Here is a 19445-nt window from a genome sequence, read left to right on the forward strand (position 1 = left end):
GACGACAGCTTGATGCATCAACCAAAGGCTGATGCGGGCAAAGACTGCATTTGTCTTGCCGTTACCGAGGCGCCGCTACGATTCAAGAGCAGGTTTTTGCGGTTGATACAGCCAATCCTCGGGATCTAACGCTCAGTATTATCGATCCAAAATCGCGAACGTGCTCACAAGCTTTTTGCACGATTTTTCTTAGATTTTTGAACCGGAGCGGCTGTCATTCGTAGAATGCCCTACCGAGCCAAGAGGCAGGCATTGAGAGGAGATGATTATGAAGTTTTTCTAGTAGTTTCGGCAGTCGCGTTGGTCAGCATGATGACGGGCAGCTTGGCTGCGTATGCCGCCAACCCTAAGGTCGGTGGCGCCGCGATGTTCGAGGACAAGAACATCATCGAAAACGCCGTGAATTCGAAGGATCACACGACGCTCGTCGCTGCCGTCAAGGCTGCAGGCCTGGTGTCGACGCTTGAAGGGAAGGGGCCGTTTGCCGTGTTCGCTCCGACCAACAACGCCTTTGATGCGCTTCCCAAAGGGACCGTCGAGAGGCTTCTCAAGCCCGAAAACAAGGACAAGCTCACGAAAATTCTGACTTGCCACGTGGTCGCAGCTGATGCGATGGCCAGCACCCTCGCCGGGATGATCAAGAATGATGGCGGCGAACATGACATCAAGACCGTCGGTGGCTGTGTTTTGAAGGCCAAGGAAAACATGGGCAAGATCACGCTCACCGACGAGGCGGGAGGAACTGCTACCGTGACGATCGCTGACGTCAAGCAGTCGAACGGCGTTATCCACGTCGTCGATAAAGTTCTCCTTCCCAAGATGTGACGGGAAGCGCCGCGCCGAGTTATCGGCCCGGCAATCTTTCAAATTAAGTTACGTCATCACTTTTTTCTGCATCACTTGTGTTCGAACGCCAGCCGAGCTCTGCGCATAAATCTTCACCGGCAGCAACGCCAGCGCGGAGACTTTCAAAAGGCCCTTTCAATATCGTGGTTTTTCCACGGAAAGCGACGATCACGGTCTTTGAGACTGGATCATAAAATACAGTCATTCCGTCTTCATAGTTCATTGATAACCTCTTTCCAGAAAGGGCCGGCGGAATGGCCGCCGGCCCACGCGGACCCGATATCGATCCGCGTCAGCTCCTGGGGTACGGAGCCGGTTCCATCGCTGTGGGGCTTTGCAATGGAACTGCCTTGTTACGGAATGCTCGATCCTTGGATCAAATCTGAAGGAGATTTATAGGGTCAGCAATCATTCCTTTGGTGGACCGCGGGATAGCAGCCGTTGCAAAGTCCGTCGATGCAGACGCAAAAGCCGCGCCGTCAACGACATGTTGTTCCCGGTGTCAGTAAACACGCTGTTGATGTGTTCCCAGCGGACCCGTTCTGCGGACTTTAGGCATGGCGCCTCCGTTTGGCTCAGTTGAGGGTAAACTCCAAGCACCTCTAAAATCTCATCCACATCCGCGGGTTTGCTTAAGAACTCGGTCGCACCAAGTTTCACCGCGGATACAACAGCGCCGACGTGGCCGTATCCAGTAAGCACAAGCGACTTGGTGTTGGGCGATACTTCCTTGCAAAGCTTCACGAGTTCAAGACCGCTGTCGTCGCCGATGCGCAGATCAGTTATCAGTATATCGAGGCAACCGCGATTGATTACGGCGCCCGCTCTCTCGATTGTTGTGCAGATTTCGACATTCAAACCACGCTCTTGTAGAGCCTTGCCAAGTCGATGCGCGAAAACGTGGTCGTCGTCTACCAAGAGTGCGTTCAGACTTGTCAGTTCCGTAGTTTCAACATGTGATATGGGCCGATCGGGTGTTCTTTCCATTGCTTCCTCCTACGGACGCCCTTGGGGCTGCAGCCGATGGTGCTCGGTGTGTTGTTGATCACGGTTATTGGGGGCATCGCCTTCGCGATCTTGCTGAACCAGGATAATCTATGGGCAGGGCATCGTCCGCATCCTGGTGATCGCGCCGTTCTTCGTCATGCCGACGGTCGCTGCGCTTGTCTGGAAGAACATGTTCATGAACCCGGTCAACGGGCTCTTCGCGCATCTCGCCAAGCGCTCGGATTGCAGCCCTATGACTGGCTGGCGAATGCGCCGCTGTTCTCGATCATCCTGATCGTTGCCTGGCAGTGGCTGCCCTTCGCGACGCTGATCATGCTGACGGCCTTGCAGTCGCTCGACGAAGAGCAGCAGGAAGCCGCCGAGATGGACGGCGCCGGCGTTGTCTCGAAATTCATCTATATCGTGCTGCCGCACATGGCCCGCGCCATCACCGTGGTCATCCTGATCCAGACGATCTTCCTGCTGTCGGTCTTCGCCGAAATCCTGGTCACCACCAATGGCGGTCCCGGCACGCAGAGCACCAACTTGACCTATCTTGTCTATGTGCAGGCGCTTCTGCAGTTCGATATCGGCGGTGCTTCGGCAGGCGGTATCGTCGCTGTCATCCTCGCCAATATCGTCGCGATCTTCCTTGTCCGCCTCGTCGGCAAGAATCTGGAGGCGTAAGATGGCTCGCAAAGTCACCACACAGCGCAAGGTCATCATGACCGCGATTGCCTGGACGCTCGGGATCCTGATCTTCTTCCCGATCCTCTGGACCTTTCTGACCAGCTTCAAGTCGGAAGCCGATGCGATCGCCTCGCCGCCGCAGTTCCTGTTCTTCCACTGGACGACCGAGAACTATGCGGAAGTACAGAGCCGCTCGAACTATCTGGCTCACTTCATGAACTCGGTGATCATCTCCTTCGGCTCGACGCTGATCGGCCTGATCATCGCCATCCCGGCTGCCTGGGCCATGGCGTTCTCGCCGACCAAGCGCACCAAGGATGTCCTGATGTGGATGTTGTCGACGAAGATGATGCCGCCTGTCGGCGCGCTCATCCCGATCTACCTGATGTTCCGCAATACCGGCCTGCTCGACAGCCGTCTGGGTCTGGTGATCGTGCTGACGCTGATCAACCTGCCGATCATCGTCTGGATGCTCTACACCTACTTCAAGGAAATCCCTGGCGAAATTCTCGAGGCCGCCCGCATGGACGGCGCCTCGCTCGCCAAGGAAATCATCTATGTGCTGACGCCGATGGCGGTGCCGGGCATCGCTTCGACGCTGCTGCTCAACATCATCCTTGCCTGGAACGAAGCCTTCTGGACCCTCAACCTCTCCGCCTCCAAGGCGGCGCCGCTGACGGCCTTCATCGCTTCCTATTCCAGCCCCGAAGGCCTGTTCTATGCAAAGCTTTCGGCAGCCTCGACAATGGCGATTGCCCCGATCCTGATCCTCGGCTGGTTCTCGCAGAAGCAACTCGTCCGCGGCCTGACGTTCGGCGCGGTGAAATAAGACGACAGGGAGAGAAACATGGGCAGCATTACCCTTCAGAAAGTCTCGAAGGTCTTCGGCGAAGCCAAGGTCATCCCTTCGATCGATCTCGATATCCAGGACGGCGAATTCGTCGTCTTCGTCGGCCCGTCGGGCTGCGGCAAGTCCACGCTGCTCCGGCTGATCGCCGGGCTTGAGGATGTCTCCGCCGGTAAGATCGTCATCGACGGCAAGGATGCCACCGAAAAGGCGCCGTCCGAGCGTGGCCTGGCGATGGTGTTCCAGTCCTATGCGCTCTATCCGCATATGAGCGTGCGCAACAACATCGCCTTCCCGCTGAAGATGGCGGGTATGGACAAGGCCGAGATCGACAAGAAGGTCTCGGATGCCGCGCGGGTGCTCAACCTCACCGACTATCTGGAGCGCAAGCCGCGCCAGCTTTCGGGTGGCCAGCGCCAGCGCGTCGCCATCGGCCGCGCGATCGTCCGCCAGCCGTCGGCCTTCCTGTTCGACGAACCGCTGTCGAACCTCGATGCCGCGCTGCGCGTCAATATGCGCATCGAGATCAGCGAGCTGCACCAGCAGCTTAAGACCACGATGATCTACGTCACCCACGACCAGGTGGAAGCCATGACCATGGCCGACAAGATCGTGGTGCTGAATAAGGGCAATATCGAGCAGGTCGGCTCGCCGCTGGAGCTCTACAAGAACCGCGCAATCTCTTCGTCGCCGGCTTCATCGGCTCGCCGAAGATGAATTTCGTCAAGGGCCAGACGGCAGCACAGCTCGGCGCGCACACGATCGGCATTCGTCCGGAGCATGTGATGCTGTCGAACGAGAGCGGTGAGTGGAAGGGCAGGGTCACGGTCGCCGAGCATCTTGGCTCCGATACGTTCCTGCATATCGACGTCGATGGCATTGGCCCGGTGACGGCACGTGGCGGTGGCGAGTTCGCGGCCAAGGCGGGCGACACCGTCTACCTGACGCCGGACAAGACGCTCATTCACAAATTTAACGAGGAAGGACTTAAGCAATGAACGGACGCCTTGAAGGGAAATCCGCATTGATAACTGGATCCGCGAGAGGTATTGGCCGCGCCTTCGCCGAAGCCTACGCGCGTGAAGGAGCCACAGTTGCAATCGCGGATATCGACATCAAAAAAGCAACCGAAACAGCACGTGATATTGGTCAGCGGGCGTATCCGGTTAAGATGGATGTGACAGATCAATCCTCGATCGAAGCGGCCATCCACGCCGTTGACGACAATACTGGCGGAATCGATATCCTAATCAATAACGCAGCAATTTTCGATCTTGCTCCGATCGTCGATATAACACGTCCAAGCTTCGAGAAATTGTTTGCGATTAACGTGGGCGGGTCGCTGTTTACAATGCAATCGGCGGCGAGATCTATGATTGTGCGAGGACGTGGGGGAAAGATCATCAATATGGCTAGCCAAGCGGGGAGGAGGGGTGAGGCGTTGGTCGCCGTTTACTGTGCGACCAAGGCCGCAATCATTAGTTTCACACAATCGGCAGGGCTGGACCTCATAAAATTTGGTATCAACGTCAATGCGATTGCACCAGGCGTCGTCGATGGAGAGCATTGGGACGGCGTAGATGCTCTGTTTGCCAAGTACGAGAATCGACCTTTAGGAGAAAAGAAAAAGATGGTTGGCGCGGCAGTGTCATTCGGCCGCATGGGCACCGCACAAGATTTGGTAGGAATGGCCGTGTTCTTGGCAAGTCAGGAAGCCGATTATATTGTTGGCCAAACTTATAATGTGGATGGTGGGAACTGGACCACTTGATGAAGCTCGTTGGCGTTCAGATCGCGGCCCTCCAAACACGTTGATCGCCTAGCCGAACCTGTTAGTCCAATGGGGAGCGCTCCAGGATACCATGATTCCAAGAGGGTCTTCATAATGCGACGAGTTCCATAAACTGGATTATGCGATTCAATTCCTGATTGAAGTATTGGCCGCTTATTTCTTGGCGGTACGGGCGCTCCGCTTTCTCTTAAGCCGTTATTTAATCACACTTTATTTACTATTTTCGCACCAACCTTCTGCGCATCCTACACACGCAGGAGCTGCTTTTTTCTTTTCGCCCGGACATTCTCGGTATATAAAGCTGTCACCAAGCAGCGCCGACTTCGCTCTGACGGACGAGGAGTCGTCTGTGGCAGTTTCCCCATTGCTTCGATGAGGACGAGAAGGGACTCCACGGCACCGATCGGAAGGGCATCACAAGGCGGAGGGCCCGCTGTGCATATGGGAAAACTGAACACATTTGAGCGTCTGAACCATTGGAAAAGAACGGGAAGATATTTGTCGCTCCGCCCAAGGACGGCAGCGACTTCAAAGAACTGTTTAAGCAGTTAGCTGCTGTGGGTGCGGGCCGTCCGGTCGGCATTGACGGCTTTCCACAGGGGCCATGGACTCCGGAGCTCCTGGCAGAGGCGATTACGCAGATCGACTCCAATCGGGCCGGAGTCGATTTACGCACGGTCCAACTATGGTTTCAAGAGAACGACAAGGGGATCAGCCCTTCCAATATCAACTGGTTGGCTCGGATCTTCGGCTGCGATGATAGGGAAGCGACGAGCGAATGGCTCCTGGAGCTTAGCGCGGCTCAAGCTCGTCTCACTGCCAAGAGACGAGGTTTAAAGAAAGCGACTTCTGCTGCAGATCCCGGCCCGGTGACCGGGCAAATTCAGATGCAGCCTGCGGACGCCGAGGGACAAGACGACGAGCGCGTTCCGCAAAAAAAAGGCCTCAGCTTGGCCCAACGAACGGAGGCGCTTTTTGGTAGCGGATCTCCCTTGAACCTCCCCGCGTCCACATTCGCTGGCGCCTCTGCCCTCGGATTTTTGTCGTACATCGTGGGGATACACAGCGTTACATATAGTCGGCCAGATGGGGTCGTAAAGCAGGTCGGCTTCCTGTGGGCTCCGAACTGGACGTTCCTGTTCATGATACTTTTACCGCTATTTTTTTCGTTTGTGACAGAGCTGCTACTCCTTTGGAAACAGGACGCGCGCTACAGGCTGTTGGCGCAAACAAACAGGTTTGAACGCAAGGTCTCCTGGGCGCGCAACGTCCAGGCTTATTCTTACTCGTACGCGGCGGTTTTCGTGATTTGCGTGATATTCGCCGGTGTTTTTCAATGGATTGGCGTGTGCTTGATCCCACTGTTGCAAGGTGGTGGCGACTACGCCACGAGTTGGGGCACGGTGGCAAACGTACAACCTGATCTCATATCAGTGCCGGTGGAGATCGTTTTCACTGGGCTCGCGTACCTGTACATGTGCCTCTGCTTCTATCTGTTCTTCGCGGGTCTTATTTTGCTCCACACGATCATCCACGATTTCTGGAGAATAGAAGAAGGATTGATGCCGCTGCTTGGAGGGGAGCATCATCCAGACTGCGTAGTCCGCATCAGAGTCATGCGGGGAATTTTCCGGTGCACCATCGTTGGTATCCTCGTTGCCATATGTATGAAAGTTCAAAGCTCATACCTGAGCTCGGACGGAGCGGATATTGTAACCTGGATAGTCCACGATTTGTTTTCGGTCGTATATCGTGACCATCACGCCGCCAACACCTTCGGCTACAGAATGCCGACGCACTACAGCAGTCTCCTTGTCGCCATTTCGGCGTGTGTCGTCTTTCTTTACGGCTCCATCCGCCTGAACGTCGGAGCGCGGTTCCGTGAGGCTTTGTGGAAGATGTCGGCGGTCGTTGGCCTGCTCTTCGCCACTTATTTGTTGATCGATGCCTTTGACGGCTTTTCAATCATTCTCATCGCGGGAGTGCTGGTTGCGACATACGGCCTCTTTGATCCAGAGTTCGGGCTGCCGCGATCGCGCAAATCGGAGAGCAATCAGGGTGTATCATAGGTGGCTGGATCGTTGGGACGAACGTCGAGCCCAACGCGGTGAAGAAGTTAAGGAAGCGACGGATTTCATCCTCGACTCCGGCCGCGCCTTCCCCGGTGCGGAGGAGGCAGACTCTCTCGAGGAGTTTTGTGTCCTTGCGGACCACGCTGTGTCCGATCCAAGCTTTTACGATGAGCCGGGACGGAGCGTGCAAGGGTTTGAAAGGCACGACGGGTGGCTCACGTTCCCTTCGGAGATCGCCACCGACGTGGACGAGAACAACACCGTTTGGGCAAAACTCACCGAAAGTGGCTCGCGCGATCAGGTTCTGGTCATTTTCCATCATTGGAATGCCCGCGCCCGACAACGCCAGATCGCCGGATTCTTCTCGAAACGTGGGATCACGGTCGTGGAGATTGCTATGCCCTATCATTTCGAACGCAGCCGACCCGGCGCGCTGTACGCCGATTATATGCTCAGCTCAAATCTCGGCCGCACGATCCAATCTGTAAGGCAGGCTGTATGGGATGGGCGGAAACTCATCCGGTGGCTGAAGAGCGAAGGCTACGGAGAGATCTCGGTTCTTGGCATGAGTCTGGGTTCGTGGGTGGCGGGTCTGATCGCAGCGCATGAACCGGCCGTATCGAAAGCTTCGCTGTTTTTGACGGCTGGAAGTCTTGCAGACATGGTTTGGACTGGACGCGCGACGCGCTCGATCCGCGAGAGCTTAGAACCGGCCATTGGACTCACGGATCTGCGGAGGGCATGGGGTCCGCTGAATTTGGAGAATTTCGCGCACAAATTGGCACGGCCCGAACTCGCGCTTCACGTGGTCTTCGCAACAAGAGACAAAGTAGTGTTGCCCGCGCTAACCAAAAGCTTCATCCGAAAACTGCAACAAGCAGGAGCGAAGCCGAGCGTTCTGAAGCTGAACTGCGGTCACTATTCGCTCGCGACGCCCCCGTACATTTTCTTGGCAGGTTGGAGCCTGAAGCGTTTTTTGTCGCGCGCCGCTACATCATAGATTGAGACGTCGAGACGCCCACGTACATGAGCCGGTTGGTTTTAGCGACCCGTCTTTGCATGTACTTTGGACAATCCCCTTACCCGGAGAATTTCCTGCCAAGCCCGGAAGCCAAGAATTTCATCTGGGGCCAGACTCGAGGCCCAAAAAAAGGAAATCTTCCCCGAGCCGTCTCTGTAAAAATTCGAAAATATTAACAAGGACTTGCTGGCGCCATTTCGTTTCGTTTCGGTTGGTTTCGCATCATATCGTGCAATCTGCGGTAATCGTCGTTTTTATCAATTATCAAAAACTGGAAGGCGTCTCGCAACTCAGTCGCGGTTCGGACTAACCCAATGTTACACGGCCACCGACTGCGGATTGCAGCGTTTGAAGGAAGCGAAGCCGGTATGAGAGCAGCTATGGAGACGGTCGTACTCGACGATCGCGGCATTCAAAGACGAGAGGGTTCAGTTGGCTTAGTCATTTTTGAGCGTGATGACTTGCTGCTACGGCACAGGCCGGAGTTTGGAGACCAGACGCTGGGAGATATCGACACAAGATTCCTGGCAATGCTTCAGGAGTTGCGCGACATCAACATCCGCTTCGGGTTCATTTCGTACCATACGGCTTCCCCATTCGATCGTAGCGCACGCATTGATAGTGCAACGCTTACGCGGTTGCTCGACGATCTTCTGAAGGTCTCGGGCGCCGTACCCGACTTCTGGATGGAGGCGATCCATTCACCGAGCCAGGGTCAAACCCGGCACTGGCCCTCGACCTCTGACCTCGATGTGATATTGAAACTGACTGAATGGTATGAAGTCGATCCGACGATGACGGTCGTGGTGCGCAAAGGAAATTTCTCTCGTTTCAGCAAAAAGACGCCTGTTTTCACGGAAATTCTTTATCCAGGATCAAGTGCCGCTGGCTCCTCCGACATCGATACGCAGGCCACAATGGTCTGGCTTAAAACGACGATCAAGCACGCTTTGAAACTGCCGTAAGTCTCATTTCGGCATCAGGGCCAGTTCTACAAAAGCGGCCTTGCTCACGCAGGCCATTCAGCTACCGGCTTCGATCCCGATCCTTATACTGTGGTGGGCGAAGTTTGATCGATTTTGACTGATCGCGGTCACGCCGTTGATTACCTTGGCGTTCCGTGCGATTTTTCTCAGAGCTATCGTGGTCGGCATTTGAGCGTGCTATGCGGGATTGATCGACGGTACGGTTGCTCGAAGTCTTGTTATCGAGTCCCTGCTCCGCTACGTGGTCGCGACCAGTCGCAGACTTCGTTTCCAAGCTATCCGAAGAGCGTTTCGCCTTACCGACCTCTGCGCGATCTCGATTCTTGGTTACACGAGAGTCGAGTTGCAGCCCGACGACCTTGCCGATGACATTGGTCGCTTGCTCGAAGAGCAGCCGATCGGCGGGATTGGCAATCTTTGCCGCAACGCTGAGGGCAGTGGTCGCCAGCATCTCCTTCGCCGCTTTCGACTGAGCAGCACTGATGGGTGTGGATCGCAGCATGTGTTCTTCTCCTTTCATTCTGGTAGGATCATGTCCGTCGCGCACGGCTACTTCCAACCGACGGTATTCGCGCTGCAGGCCGAGCGACAGATCGTGGCTCAGTTCCCGCGCCGTGCTCGGTGCACTTCGGTCCTTAGCAATGCCTTCCAGCATTTGGATGGCGCGCCCAACTGAGTGTCGGGTCTGATCAAACCGCTTCCTCGCGTCTTCCAGCTTCGGCGCGGTGGGCGTGTCGCGAAGCTTGGAGATCACCTTGTCGACAACATTCGTGGGTGCTGTCGCGCCCATGCGGTGAAACATCTCCCATTCCCATCGTTTGATGGGCGGTGGACCAGCACGCTCGACACGCTTTTGACGATCAATCGCTATTCCGCGCTCCCGCGCCTTTTCGGCGAAGCGGGTGCGCCACTCGGTGAAGTCGCGGATATTGGGGTTGAGCATCTTGCCGCTGGCATTGCGTAGCGCGACGATCACATGCAGATGCGGATGCTTCTCAAGGTCGTTGCGATTGTGGACAGCATAGGCATATCGGTGGCCGGAGAACTGCTCTTTTAGAAAGTCACGACCAGCCAGGACAAATCGGTCACGGTCGACATTGGCTGGGCCCGACAACAACAGATGCATGAAATCGCGCGGCTGACGGGTCTGCATCAGCGCGGCGACTATCTTACTCTCGACCGTAAGCTGCTTATGATCGCTTGTCGTCATCTCGCGCCGGTCCGTGGCTTGATAATAGCGGCCGCTCCTGCCCGGGCGCTCCTCGATGTGGGCCTTCGTCGAAAGCGTGACCTCCGCGCCTTGCCGCTGCATCGCATGGAGCGTCGCGGCCAGCCCCTTCGGACCGCTCGAAAACTCCACCGGATAGCGCGAGACTGGCGCCACTCCTTCCATCCGCAATGCTCTGTCCACACGCGCATCGATCGCGTGCACGTCATCCATTTCGGCGGCTATGCGATTCTGGCTGCCCCGATCGGATCGGTCCCTTTTCTCGTGCGCGATCACCAGCGCCAGGTTCAGACGGGTTTGTCCCTTTACGCCCTCGCTAACGCTGAACGCGTAGGTCCGATCGGAATCACCAACATCGCGGAACCCGTCGGACGCAAGCGAACTCAATGCGCGGGCAACGTGTTCCCGGTCGGTACTCTCCAGCTCATAGGTCAACCGTAAAACGTCCTTGCTTCCTTTCCTGTTTCCGAACTCCCGCTCCCAGGATCGGACTTCTTCGCTAAGATCGGTGACCTCACGGCCATCCTGATCATGTGCCTTTTCCTCCTTGCTTTGATAGGCAAGCACGTTGCGAGCCGAGGCCGCACCTGCTCCATACGACAACACCTTGACGACGACGGCGTTATTGCCACTCGCCCGACTTAAGGCTGTCGCCGCGCCGGCGTTCCGCCCAACCGAGGGGACCCCCACCTTTGCCCTCACCGGCGCCTTTTTGGTTCCACCGCCACCGCCGCCGCGGCGTCGAAGCTCATCCTCGATGAGGTCGAAATAGCTCGGTAGTCTGCGGCCTTCAGGCTTAGACCCCGAGCGACTTCTGGAGAGGTCGTTCATCGTGTTTCCTGATCAGGTCGGCGATAAAAGTGGATGGTCTCACAAAGGCTGCATCGCGGATCGAATCCACGGCGGCCATCACCTCGCCCAGCTTGGTCATGATGGCGGCGGCGAGGATGGCTTGGTCGCGCTCTTCCGACAGAAACTCCTCGTTCCGGAAGGCGAGCTCGCGGAGGAACTGGTGCATGTTTGCCAGCTGCCGTTCGTGCTCTTCGAGGATCGCAGGTATATGCATAATCTCCCTGGTGACGATGAGCTTTGCGACAAGATTGACGGAAATATCGAGCCGGCCGGCAAGCAGCTCCACGTTGCTCAGGACATGGGCCGGTAGACGGAACATGACGGCCGGTTCGCGCATCTGCCTACAGCCCCCTCGCCTTCAGCGCTTCGAGGATCAGTCTGTGGGTCGCCGATGAGAGCTGCTCATGCCGTTCCAGCGATACGCGGAAAATCTTCGTCAGCACGTCATCGTCGAGGTAGAGGGAAATACGCTTCCTCTTCACGGATCCCGTAATTTCGTCGGCTTCTATCGCCTGCTCTTCCGGAATTTCTCTTCTGGCTGGAGGACGGCCGAGCTTTGACCTTGGCTCCGTATTGACGCTCGGCTCCTGCGCCTGGGGAGGATCCTCCGGCATCAGCTTGTCGAGATCGAGGCTTGTCGGCATGTAGGAGGTCGCATCCTCCTCCACGTCCCTCGCCTGATCCTCTCTCGATCGGGCAAGGGCGAGAATATTGCCAGCCGGCGTTCTTTCCCTCGACATCGCGCTCAGGCAGCCTCCGCCTGCAGAAGGCCGATGAACTCGTTATTGATCTTTTTTACGAGATCTATCGCGTCAAGCACGCTTTCTGAGGCGCGCCGCTTGGCCGACGGCGTCAGCGTCGGATTGTTCTCGATGCTGGCGAGCTTGGAATAGAGCGACCCGAAGCCGGCGCCGACATCGCTGAAATGATTGCTCTTCCGAATGACCGTGTCGACCATCGGAATTCGGCCGCTTGTCAGGATGGCATGGACTTCCGGAAGGGAGCGATTGTGCTTGAGGGCGATCATGTCCACGTAGTTCCAGATCGCCGCATATGGAATTGGACCCTGCACCCGCTTCCTGGAAATCTCCTTGAGGATCGTCGCCACCTTGATGGCTGAAGTCGCGGCCGTCGGTTCGGGTATGACAGGAATGAGGACTGCATCGCATTCGTGATAGACCTCGATTGCCCGCTGGTGAACGTATCCGCCGACATCGTAGATTCGAATATCCGCCGCAGGTGCCTCCGCGAGGCGATCTGCAAACCGGTCATCCGGCGCGACCCGCAGATGCAGCAGCGTGCCGTCGGTGGGGAGCAATCCCCGTTTTATGGAGACATTGTACCACCGCGTCGACGATTCCTGCTCGTCGCAATCGATGAGCAGTGTCCTGTGGCCCTGCTGGGCGAACTCGGCTGCAAGATTGACGTTCAAGGTTGATTTGCCGGCGCCACCCTTGAAGGTCGAGATCGCGAGCGAAAGTGGTTTTCCTGTCATGGAGCCCTCAGCCTCGAAGATTCGCTTGGCTCTGCGCCTGCTGGCGGGCCGCGACCAGATCATCGTTGAGCCTGTTGGCTTCGCGCTCCCGGGCTGCATCTGCCTTGGGATCGCTCCCCGGCCAGAACTTCAGGATCGGCAGGAAAAGGAGCACGAAGAAGGTGATTGTCGCGCCTTTGAACCAGTGGGACTGCTCGTAAAGGTCCGCCGCCCATTGCCAGAGCGCCCGCGTCCATTCCGTCGGTAGCAAGAGGTAAGATAGCGTCAGCGCAAGGCCGTAGGCCAGGAAGGCGGCGATCACCACACAGGCAGCCGTGACGACCAGAAGGTTGGCGACTAAGACCAGAAACCACATTGCCCTGAAGGGAAAAGTCACGACCCTGATGGCCTTTCGATGTGCTGACATCTACCTTCTCCGTGCGCACATTTGAGTGTCAGACCAAACATATCGCAATCCTCGCGGTATTTCCAGACTTGCACTGCAGTATAATTTTGTGCATGCTTCGCGACAGCCAATTGATGACGGATTCACGCATGAACCCCGGCGCGCGGCGGCTTACTCGCCTCCTTTTTTGCACCATTGCATGCACGCAGGACGCCCTGGCGATTGCCGCGGAGGACGATGCTGCTTCGAGAGTCGTCAACTCCTATCAGAAGGCTTACGCAGAGGGGCGCGATCTGATCCCTCCTCCCGAAACAATCCTCGATACCTCATCGATAGTCGAGCGGCTCGACCTGCAAACGATCATGCCTGAGGGCGCCCTGAGCGGGAGCGCGTTTCTTGCCTCCGATGGGACCATCGTCAAACTGGCGGGTGTCCAAGGCTGTCTCTCGGTCGAAGAGGTGGAATTCGCTGGCCTGCGGACGACATGCGCGATGGTTTCACTCGCCGGTTTGACCGCCACGCTCGGCGAAGCCAAGGCGGTCGCTGGCAACGCATTTCCGTGCCATTTCCTCGGGCAAAACACAGGCACGCCGACTGTGCGCTTTGCCGAGTGCTTTTTCGTGAAGGACGGCGACGCACAATCGCTTTCGGAGGTGCTTATCGCCAAGGGATTGGCGTTTGCTGCCCGTGACCGTGCCGGCCGCGCGATATTCCCGGAATATGCGCAGGCAGAGGAAAACGCGAAGAGAACAAAGACTGGAATCTGGGCGAACGCCCACTTCACGCATCCCTACGGTGAGCGCTATCGCGCCAATCCTTCCATGAACTGATCGCGATGAGGTTCCTGATGTTGATGTCCACGCTCGCAGCTTCCGGCCTCTTTGCAGGCATATCGATCATGCCGATGCTCGCCGGGACGAGCCACCCAGAACCTCCTCGCCTCCAGGCGCCGATCATCCCTATTCAGGCGCTTAAGAGCGAAGGTACTACCGCAGGCAGCCAAGAAAGCGATCGAACCCAATTTGTCCCGTTTCCGGTGCAAGCGCAATTCGAAACCGGCGACACCTGGCTTTCCGCCGGGCGGCGATATCGTCTTTACGGCCTGCAAACGTGTCTCCGCGGAACCTCTGTCACGATTTCTCCCGGCGTCATCAGGGACTGCGGAGAGCTCAATCTGATCATGGCACAGGCATTGATCAAGGACACGAAGCCCGTCTGCGCGACGATCAAGGATCTCGACCAAAACAATGCTGTGGTGGCCTGCCAAACGACATCAGGCCAGCGGCGTTATGATCTGGCGACCTATATGATTGCCGAGGGGTGGGGATTCGCCGCCGTCGACACCAGCGGCCATTTGATCGTTCCCGGCTACAGGGTGGCTGAAGAAAGTGCAAGATCGGCACGCGCAGGCCTTTGGGCCTACTCCGACATGCCTCATCCCGTCGCAGTCCTGGCCGGCCAAGCGGGAGCGCAGCGATGAGAGGTGCATCATTGTCGATGTTGCTGATGATGATGACGGCGACCGCCGCTTCGGCGCAAAACAGACCGGCCGATATCCCCCGGCAGATCTTCGGAAAAGTCCAGGTCGTGGACGCCACAACCTTTGAATTCAGGAAGAGCGGACAAACCGTGCGGCTTGCAGGATACGAAGCCCCTCGCCTCGAACAAACAGCAACAAGCGATGGCGTCGACTGGCCGGCAGGTCAAGTTTCGCGGGCCTGGATGATCCTCCGCACACTTGGGCAGGACGTCAACTGCGCACCCATTGCTCGCGACGCGAACGGTCTGGTCCTCGCGCACTGCTTTGTTGGTGAGACGAACCTCGCCGCCACGGCTATTGCAGAAGGCATTGGCTACGCGTTCAACTACCGCGGCGAACCTCAGGTCCCCGCCTATTTCGATATCGAGAGGAAGGCCCGCGGCCTCGGATACGGCGTCTGGTCGTCGCCGGATCTTCTTCCTCCTTGGCTCTACACCGCGTCGGTGGCGACCGGGGACAAATCGAGGGCCTCTTCACTGGAACCTGACGGCGACTTGCCCCTGCCCTTGCCCGTGGGCCCCGCCAAGTCACTGACACCTAATGAAGCACATGGAGGTTGAATGAACCGCATTATTGGAACCGCTGTAGCGCTCATATTGATGTCCGGCTCCGCTTCGGTAGCGATCGCGCAGGACGGCGCCACACAGAAGCAGATCGAGCAGCGCGATCCCGGCTTTTGCGGAGCCGGAGGGGCGGGTTGCGATCCTGCCGAGGTGCAACGGTGGAAAGCTGTCGGCAACAGGCTTGCCGATCTCTCATCAGCCGATCTCAGCCAGTACGCCTATGCCTGTGCAAAGCATAGTGAGTGGAAGAGAGACTGCGAGACCGATCCGGCCGCCATCCTGAAACGCCTTGGGATCGAGGGATACTGAAGCTGGCGATGAACAAGCTTTCCGGTGGCGCGGTCCTAGCGGCGGTAATCGCCTTCCTGTTAGGCGCATTCGGCGGCTATGCGATCAACGAAGTGAGGAAGAGCGGCCAGGAGATCGATCTCGAACACGAGATCACCCGGCTAAAAGACGAAGCGCTACAGAAGACGAGCGGTGACGCTCCCAACGACGATGAGGCGAGCGCCGCAATTGCGAAGTCGGGGCGGTCAATGCGGATTTCTGAATGCAAACCGCGTCAAGCCGCGCCGGGTGTGACGTGCGCTGGCATCATTACAACGACGACGGGGTCATTTGCCGGGGCCAGGCAACCGGGCGTCCTTTCCTTTGCGAAAATTGACGGCGCCTGGACGCAGATTCAATGAACAATCTGAAGGAGCGAACAATGAGACCGACGCTGATATTGGCCGCAATCATAGTTAGTTCGGCCTCTGCGCCATCGGCGACCCCGGCGAATGCCGAGGATGCATCCTGGGGATGCCAAGTTCTCCTTTGCGCGGCGTCGCAGAACCCGTCTTGGCACGGGGTTCCCTACTGCGTTCCGCCCATGACAAAGCTCATTGCGGCCATGAAGGAGCCGGGGTTTTCGTGGCCAATCTGCCATGAGGCCAATGCCGGCAAGCCGGGTCACGAAACCTACGAAGACTGCCCGGTAGGAACGACGGTGGGCTATAGCTCGCAAGGAAACAACGGCGGGGGAGGCGAGCCCGATCAATGCATCAAGACCGTCGATATTTGCCGGTCTGCCGGTCAGCGCGCTTCTGACGCCGACCTAAGGGGAGCCGTGATACGGCGGACCTTCGGCGATCGAGGCGATAGCTGCACTGAGCAGATCGCGACGCGGCGGCGCGCCGCGCGGATCCCTATTTCTTCGATATTCCTGACGAACAAGGCGTGAAGCAAAGGTTCTGGTTCAACCTGAATCACTAGCCCGCGTCGAATGCGTGTCACGCGCCAGAACTTACGTCGGCTCGTCAGTGGCTTTCTTTTTCCTGCGACGGGCTCGCCATGCCGCTATCCGAGCAAGGTCACTGTCCGAAACCCTGAACAAATCCTCGATCGTGACATTCCACTCGCGCTGCATCTTGTCGAGGGTCGACAGCTTGACATCCCGCATGCCGCGGGTGACCTGAGACATATAGGCTTCCGACACGCCGAGCTGCTCGGCCAGGTCCTTGTTCGTCAACCGGCGCTGGGCCTTCAATCGCATCAGACCGATGGCGAGCCGCTCCTGAAAGGAGAGCGACTTCAGGTCAACCATGTTCGAAAGCTGATCAGCGCCATCGTCCCTCACCCGCGTCATCGAATGATATCCTCACCCGGAGGGTCCATGAACGCGTCGCCGTACGGTAGGCGCCGATAAGGGGAAGCGAGAGCGCGCCGACAGCTGCTTGAATATTTCAGAGTTCTACCGCTCATTCGATGCATGACGTTATTCTGAGACCAAGAAGGTAAGCGCAAACGGTTGTTGTTCATCTCTAGCATGCGACTGTTCACAAGTCCGTTACGCTCAATACACCGCGGCCGACAGCCGGTGCAAGAGACCGATTGCACGCCGCGAGAAGGATGCTCCAGTCAGGCCCTGCTTCCCGCTGTTATTGATGTTTCCCCGTGTTTGTACACCAATCTCCAATTGCGCCAAACTTTAACTGCGGTTAAATTTTTGTCGGTTCTATCAAAGGGAGAAAACTGATGGTGTGGCTCGAGCGGTTTGGCTATCGGTTTGACACGCGGCGGTTAGGAATAGCGGCCCTGTTCCTGGCACTCGCATTCGTCGCTGCTCGGGTGGCCTTTAGAGATAGTCTGACCCTGGGCTATGCGATGGTCATCCCCTCCTACATCTTCCTGTCCGTTGCGATTGAAGGTGCTCGCACAGGGAAAGGCAGCTTTTGGGACATTCGCGGTTGGGCGGAGACGGCCATCGCCGTCGCTGGTGCCGCGGGTGTCGGATATCTCGGCTTCAGCCTTTGGTCGATCGGATATTGACGGCAAACCATGCGTATCGTGGTCCGCAACAGCTCGACCCATGTGTTGTCTGAACTGAGCGACCGCGAGGCGGTCGCGTTACGGGCATGGTACGGCAACGCTGCCTCCAACGACGACGAGGTGATCGCGCTTGCGATTATCCGGCGCGTCAAGGTTATGAATGGCTGGATCGAATGCGACTGTCTGGGCGGGCGACACCAGCCGCTACTTGCCCCGATCCAGCAGGAACGCACGTTTACCCTGCGACGGCTAACCGCGAAGGATGAGGTCCCCGGCCGACACGACAAGCGACCAAATCACGCGCCATCCTGTCCATTCCATGTCGACAAGGACGCCGACCCCGCCCTCTTCGATCGTAGCTTTCATCTTCGCCCACTGCCGAGATCGGATCGCACCTACATCGATGCACTTCCCGCCATTCCCATCCGCCTTGCCGATGTCTCAGGTCAAGATCCCTCCCGGTCGACAGAACGAAACGACCGGCCATCACGACTCGGAGGCATCCTGTGGCGAATGCTCGAGAAGGCGGGCACCAACGTGGTCCCGCCGCTACAGGACGAGCCCGATCTCAAACTCGGCAATCAGCTCGCCCGGCTGCGCTCGGCCGCGAGGGAACTCAGGGTGCTCAGGACCTGGACACTAAATGCGCTTCTATCGACCTGGGCTGCGGACTATTGGAATCCCGACAGCCGTTGGCAACGGTTGCTTGCGACCTCCCGCCCCGACTGGCTTGAAGGACTTCGCCGCACCGGGTTCATGCTGCTGTTCTCAACCAGCGTATCCACGCAGGCGATCATGCCAGCATCTTCCTCGCGAACAATGGACATCCTTGCGAAGGTTCGACAGCCGCTCCGCGGCGATCCGGCAAGTCGAGGGCCATTTCTGACCCTTCTGAACGTGGATTTTCAGGAAGACGATGAAGGCCCGGCTCGGGCTGTGCAGGCCTACGCCCAGCCGGTCTACAACGGCGATACGCTTTTCCCCGTCGAGTCCGGATTTGAGCGTGACGTTTCCCATCTGCTATTCTGGCTTCAGCAATCGCTCTTCGACGCTGCGCCAGAACTCCGGATCTCCATTATCAAGCCACTCTTCGCGTCGGAAACGCCCATAGGTCTTTGCAGACCAGACTTCGTCTTGGAAATTGCATATAGAGATCACCCACCGCGCAGACTCCTCGTTGAGGCCTTCGGGATGGAGACGGAGGAATATCGGGAGGCCAAGGAAAAAACCATTCCGCGAATGAAGCACCTCGGGCCAATCTTCGGCATTTTTCCGGAGGACCTTACCGGACCGAATTCTGAAAATACTGGGCGGCGGCTGCAGGCGTGGGTCGTCGACAAGTTAGGAGATCGCTGAAACTTGCGGCGGAACGCCGGGTCGATGATCCACGTGGTAGAAATATCTTGGGCGGCTCTCAGGCGCCCCGGGATGGGTGTGCCCACTCGCCATCAAGCTCGGATTCCGCTGCCTCGATCAGAGCCACCTGAGCACGGGATCGTATCTCCGGTGGGCAGCTGCCGAATATGGCGGACACAAGCCCTTCCGCGAGTTCGGCGATCGTCGGCGTCAGGTCCGTCGGAAACAGGTGGTCCTCATCTACACCTACTCCCCGGCGTAAAAGTTGTGCCTTGATAGCGCGCTTCTCCACGACACGCTCCTTGATCATCAGCCAGCGGCCGGCGTTAGCCTTGGCTGCCGCGACAATCCGTTCGAAACCGTCGTCTTTATAGAAATTTCGATTTGCGAGGTATCTGATTTCGGCCATGCATCTTCTCCTTCCGTCAGCCCAAATTAAAACTGGCAAATGTCCCATCCCAATCTCAGGCGCGTA

Annotated in this window: 22 protein-coding genes and 4 pseudogenes; 17 read left to right on the forward strand and 9 right to left on the reverse strand. The window is 57.4% G+C overall.

Translation table 11 applies throughout. The annotated features are described in order from the left end of the window. Positions 1 to 129 (forward strand): annotated as a pseudogene (locus BSK43_RS35500) (transcriptional regulator); the annotation flags it as partial. 180 nt (positions 130 to 309) lie between these two features. Then, on the forward strand, positions 310 to 825 hold the full coding sequence (locus BSK43_RS01125) for a fasciclin domain-containing protein (RefSeq protein WP_052228077.1): 516 nt from the start codon (positions 310 to 312) through the stop codon (positions 823 to 825). 43 nt (positions 826 to 868) lie between these two features. Here BSK43_RS01125 and BSK43_RS01130 read toward each other — a convergent pair whose 3' ends face one another. Together BSK43_RS01130 and BSK43_RS01135 are read right to left on the reverse strand one after the other, a co-directional pair. Continuing rightward, the gene (locus BSK43_RS01130) at positions 869 to 1069 is read right to left on the reverse strand and encodes a hypothetical protein (protein WP_077472830.1); all 201 of its coding nucleotides are present in this window, start codon (positions 1067 to 1069) and stop codon (positions 869 to 871) included. A 185-nt stretch (positions 1070 to 1254) separates the two neighbouring features. Further along, the gene (locus BSK43_RS01135) at positions 1255 to 1833 is read right to left on the reverse strand and encodes a response regulator (protein WP_077472831.1); all 579 of its coding nucleotides are present in this window, start codon (positions 1831 to 1833) and stop codon (positions 1255 to 1257) included. Positions 1834 to 1869: 36 nt separating this feature from the next. Between BSK43_RS01135 and BSK43_RS01140 the strand changes: the two are divergent. The 7 genes and pseudogenes from BSK43_RS01140 to BSK43_RS01170 all read left to right on the forward strand — a co-directional run. Then, positions 1870 to 2520 (forward strand): annotated as a pseudogene (locus BSK43_RS01140) (sugar ABC transporter permease); the annotation flags it as partial. Between the two features lies 1 nt (position 2521). Further along, positions 2522 to 3352 carry a carbohydrate ABC transporter permease gene (locus BSK43_RS01145; RefSeq protein WP_047636001.1) on the forward strand — a complete coding sequence of 277 codons (831 nt, stop codon included), beginning with the start codon at positions 2522 to 2524 and terminating at the stop codon, positions 3350 to 3352. A gap of 18 nt (positions 3353 to 3370) precedes the next feature. After that, positions 3371 to 4368 (forward strand): annotated as a pseudogene (locus BSK43_RS01150) (ABC transporter ATP-binding protein). Beyond that, on the forward strand, positions 4365 to 5141 hold the full coding sequence (locus BSK43_RS01155; protein WP_047636003.1) for an L-iditol 2-dehydrogenase: 777 nt from the start codon (positions 4365 to 4367) through the stop codon (positions 5139 to 5141). Before BSK43_RS01150 ends, BSK43_RS01155 begins: the two are co-directional and overlap by 4 nt. Positions 5142 to 5638: 497 nt before the next feature. Then, positions 5639 to 7231, forward strand: a complete 1593-nt coding sequence (locus BSK43_RS01160; protein WP_047636004.1) for a hypothetical protein — start codon at positions 5639 to 5641, stop codon at positions 7229 to 7231. Next, positions 7221 to 8234, forward strand: a complete 1014-nt coding sequence (locus BSK43_RS01165; protein ID WP_047636005.1) for an alpha/beta hydrolase family protein — start codon at positions 7221 to 7223, stop codon at positions 8232 to 8234. The genes BSK43_RS01160 and BSK43_RS01165 overlap by 11 nt, the downstream gene beginning before the upstream one ends. Positions 8235 to 8635: 401 nt before the next feature. Next, on the forward strand, positions 8636 to 9220 hold the full coding sequence (locus BSK43_RS01170) for a hypothetical protein (protein ID WP_047636006.1): 585 nt from the start codon (positions 8636 to 8638) through the stop codon (positions 9218 to 9220). Between the two features lie 61 nt (positions 9221 to 9281). On the opposite strand, the gene BSK43_RS01175 is transcribed toward BSK43_RS01170, so the two are convergent. Genes BSK43_RS01175 through BSK43_RS01195 form a run of 5 tightly spaced genes read right to left on the reverse strand, consistent with a single transcriptional unit; the run spans position 9282 to position 13222 of the window. Then, on the reverse strand, positions 9282 to 11300 hold the full coding sequence (locus tag BSK43_RS01175; protein WP_047636007.1) for a hypothetical protein: 2019 nt from the start codon (positions 11298 to 11300) through the stop codon (positions 9282 to 9284). Continuing rightward, the gene (locus tag BSK43_RS01180) at positions 11266 to 11658 is read right to left on the reverse strand and encodes a hypothetical protein (RefSeq protein ID WP_047636008.1); all 393 of its coding nucleotides are present in this window, start codon (positions 11656 to 11658) and stop codon (positions 11266 to 11268) included. The genes BSK43_RS01175 and BSK43_RS01180 overlap by 35 nt, the downstream gene beginning before the upstream one ends. Before the next feature lie 4 nt (positions 11659 to 11662). Continuing rightward, positions 11663 to 12061 (reverse strand): hypothetical protein, encoded by a 399-nt coding sequence (locus BSK43_RS01185; protein WP_047636009.1) that lies wholly within the window; start codon positions 12059 to 12061, stop codon positions 11663 to 11665. A 5-nt stretch (positions 12062 to 12066) separates the two neighbouring features. Beyond that, complete coding sequence (locus BSK43_RS01190; protein ID WP_047636010.1) at positions 12067 to 12816, reverse strand: ParA family protein; 750 nt, start codon at positions 12814 to 12816, stop codon at positions 12067 to 12069. A 7-nt stretch (positions 12817 to 12823) separates the two neighbouring features. Then, the gene (locus tag BSK43_RS01195; RefSeq protein ID WP_047636011.1) at positions 12824 to 13222 is read right to left on the reverse strand and encodes a hypothetical protein; all 399 of its coding nucleotides are present in this window, start codon (positions 13220 to 13222) and stop codon (positions 12824 to 12826) included. A 128-nt stretch (positions 13223 to 13350) separates the two neighbouring features. On the opposite strand from BSK43_RS01195, the gene BSK43_RS01200 reads away from it, so the two are divergent. The 6 genes and pseudogenes from BSK43_RS01200 (at position 13351) to BSK43_RS01225 (ending at position 16558) form a co-directional block, all read left to right on the forward strand. Next, on the forward strand, positions 13351 to 14031 hold the full coding sequence (locus tag BSK43_RS01200; RefSeq protein WP_047636073.1) for a thermonuclease family protein: 681 nt from the start codon (positions 13351 to 13353) through the stop codon (positions 14029 to 14031). A gap of 68 nt (positions 14032 to 14099) precedes the next feature. After that, positions 14100 to 14681 carry a thermonuclease family protein gene (locus BSK43_RS01205; RefSeq protein ID WP_244509921.1) on the forward strand — a complete coding sequence of 194 codons (582 nt, stop codon included), beginning with the start codon at positions 14100 to 14102 and terminating at the stop codon, positions 14679 to 14681. Continuing rightward, entirely contained in the window at positions 14678 to 15301 is a 624-nt protein-coding gene (locus tag BSK43_RS01210) for a thermonuclease family protein (protein WP_047636013.1), read from the forward strand. Before BSK43_RS01205 ends, BSK43_RS01210 begins: the two co-directional genes overlap by 4 nt. After that, a complete protein-coding gene (locus tag BSK43_RS01215) occupies positions 15302 to 15613 on the forward strand; it encodes a hypothetical protein (RefSeq protein ID WP_047636014.1) in 312 nt (103 codons plus the stop codon). It abuts the gene before it with no gap. An 8-nt stretch (positions 15614 to 15621) separates the two neighbouring features. After that, entirely contained in the window at positions 15622 to 15993 is a 372-nt protein-coding gene (locus BSK43_RS01220) for a hypothetical protein (protein ID WP_047636015.1), read from the forward strand. 20 nt (positions 15994 to 16013) lie between these two features. Continuing rightward, positions 16014 to 16558: pseudogene (locus tag BSK43_RS01225) on the forward strand (hypothetical protein). Between the two features lie 31 nt (positions 16559 to 16589). Here the strand turns inward: BSK43_RS01225 and BSK43_RS01230 are convergent. Further along, positions 16590 to 16931, reverse strand: a complete 342-nt coding sequence (locus tag BSK43_RS01230; protein ID WP_047636016.1) for a helix-turn-helix transcriptional regulator — start codon at positions 16929 to 16931, stop codon at positions 16590 to 16592. Between the two features lie 389 nt (positions 16932 to 17320). Here BSK43_RS01230 and BSK43_RS01235 point away from each other — a divergent pair, with 389 nt between their 5' ends. Then, positions 17321 to 17614 (forward strand): hypothetical protein, encoded by a 294-nt coding sequence (locus BSK43_RS01235; protein ID WP_047636017.1) that lies wholly within the window; start codon positions 17321 to 17323, stop codon positions 17612 to 17614. 9 nt (positions 17615 to 17623) lie between these two features. Then, on the forward strand, positions 17624 to 18970 hold the full coding sequence (locus BSK43_RS01240) for a hypothetical protein (protein ID WP_047636018.1): 1347 nt from the start codon (positions 17624 to 17626) through the stop codon (positions 18968 to 18970). A 58-nt stretch (positions 18971 to 19028) separates the two neighbouring features. Here BSK43_RS01240 and BSK43_RS01245 read toward each other — a convergent pair whose 3' ends face one another. Then, a complete protein-coding gene (locus BSK43_RS01245; protein WP_047636019.1) occupies positions 19029 to 19379 on the reverse strand; it encodes a hypothetical protein in 351 nt (116 codons plus the stop codon). Between the last annotated feature and the right edge of the window lie 66 nt (positions 19380 to 19445).

It is taken from the genome of Rhizobium sp. P44RR-XXIV, from assembly GCF_001999485.2.
Taxonomy (GTDB): Bacteria; Pseudomonadota; Alphaproteobacteria; order Rhizobiales; family Rhizobiaceae; genus Rhizobium.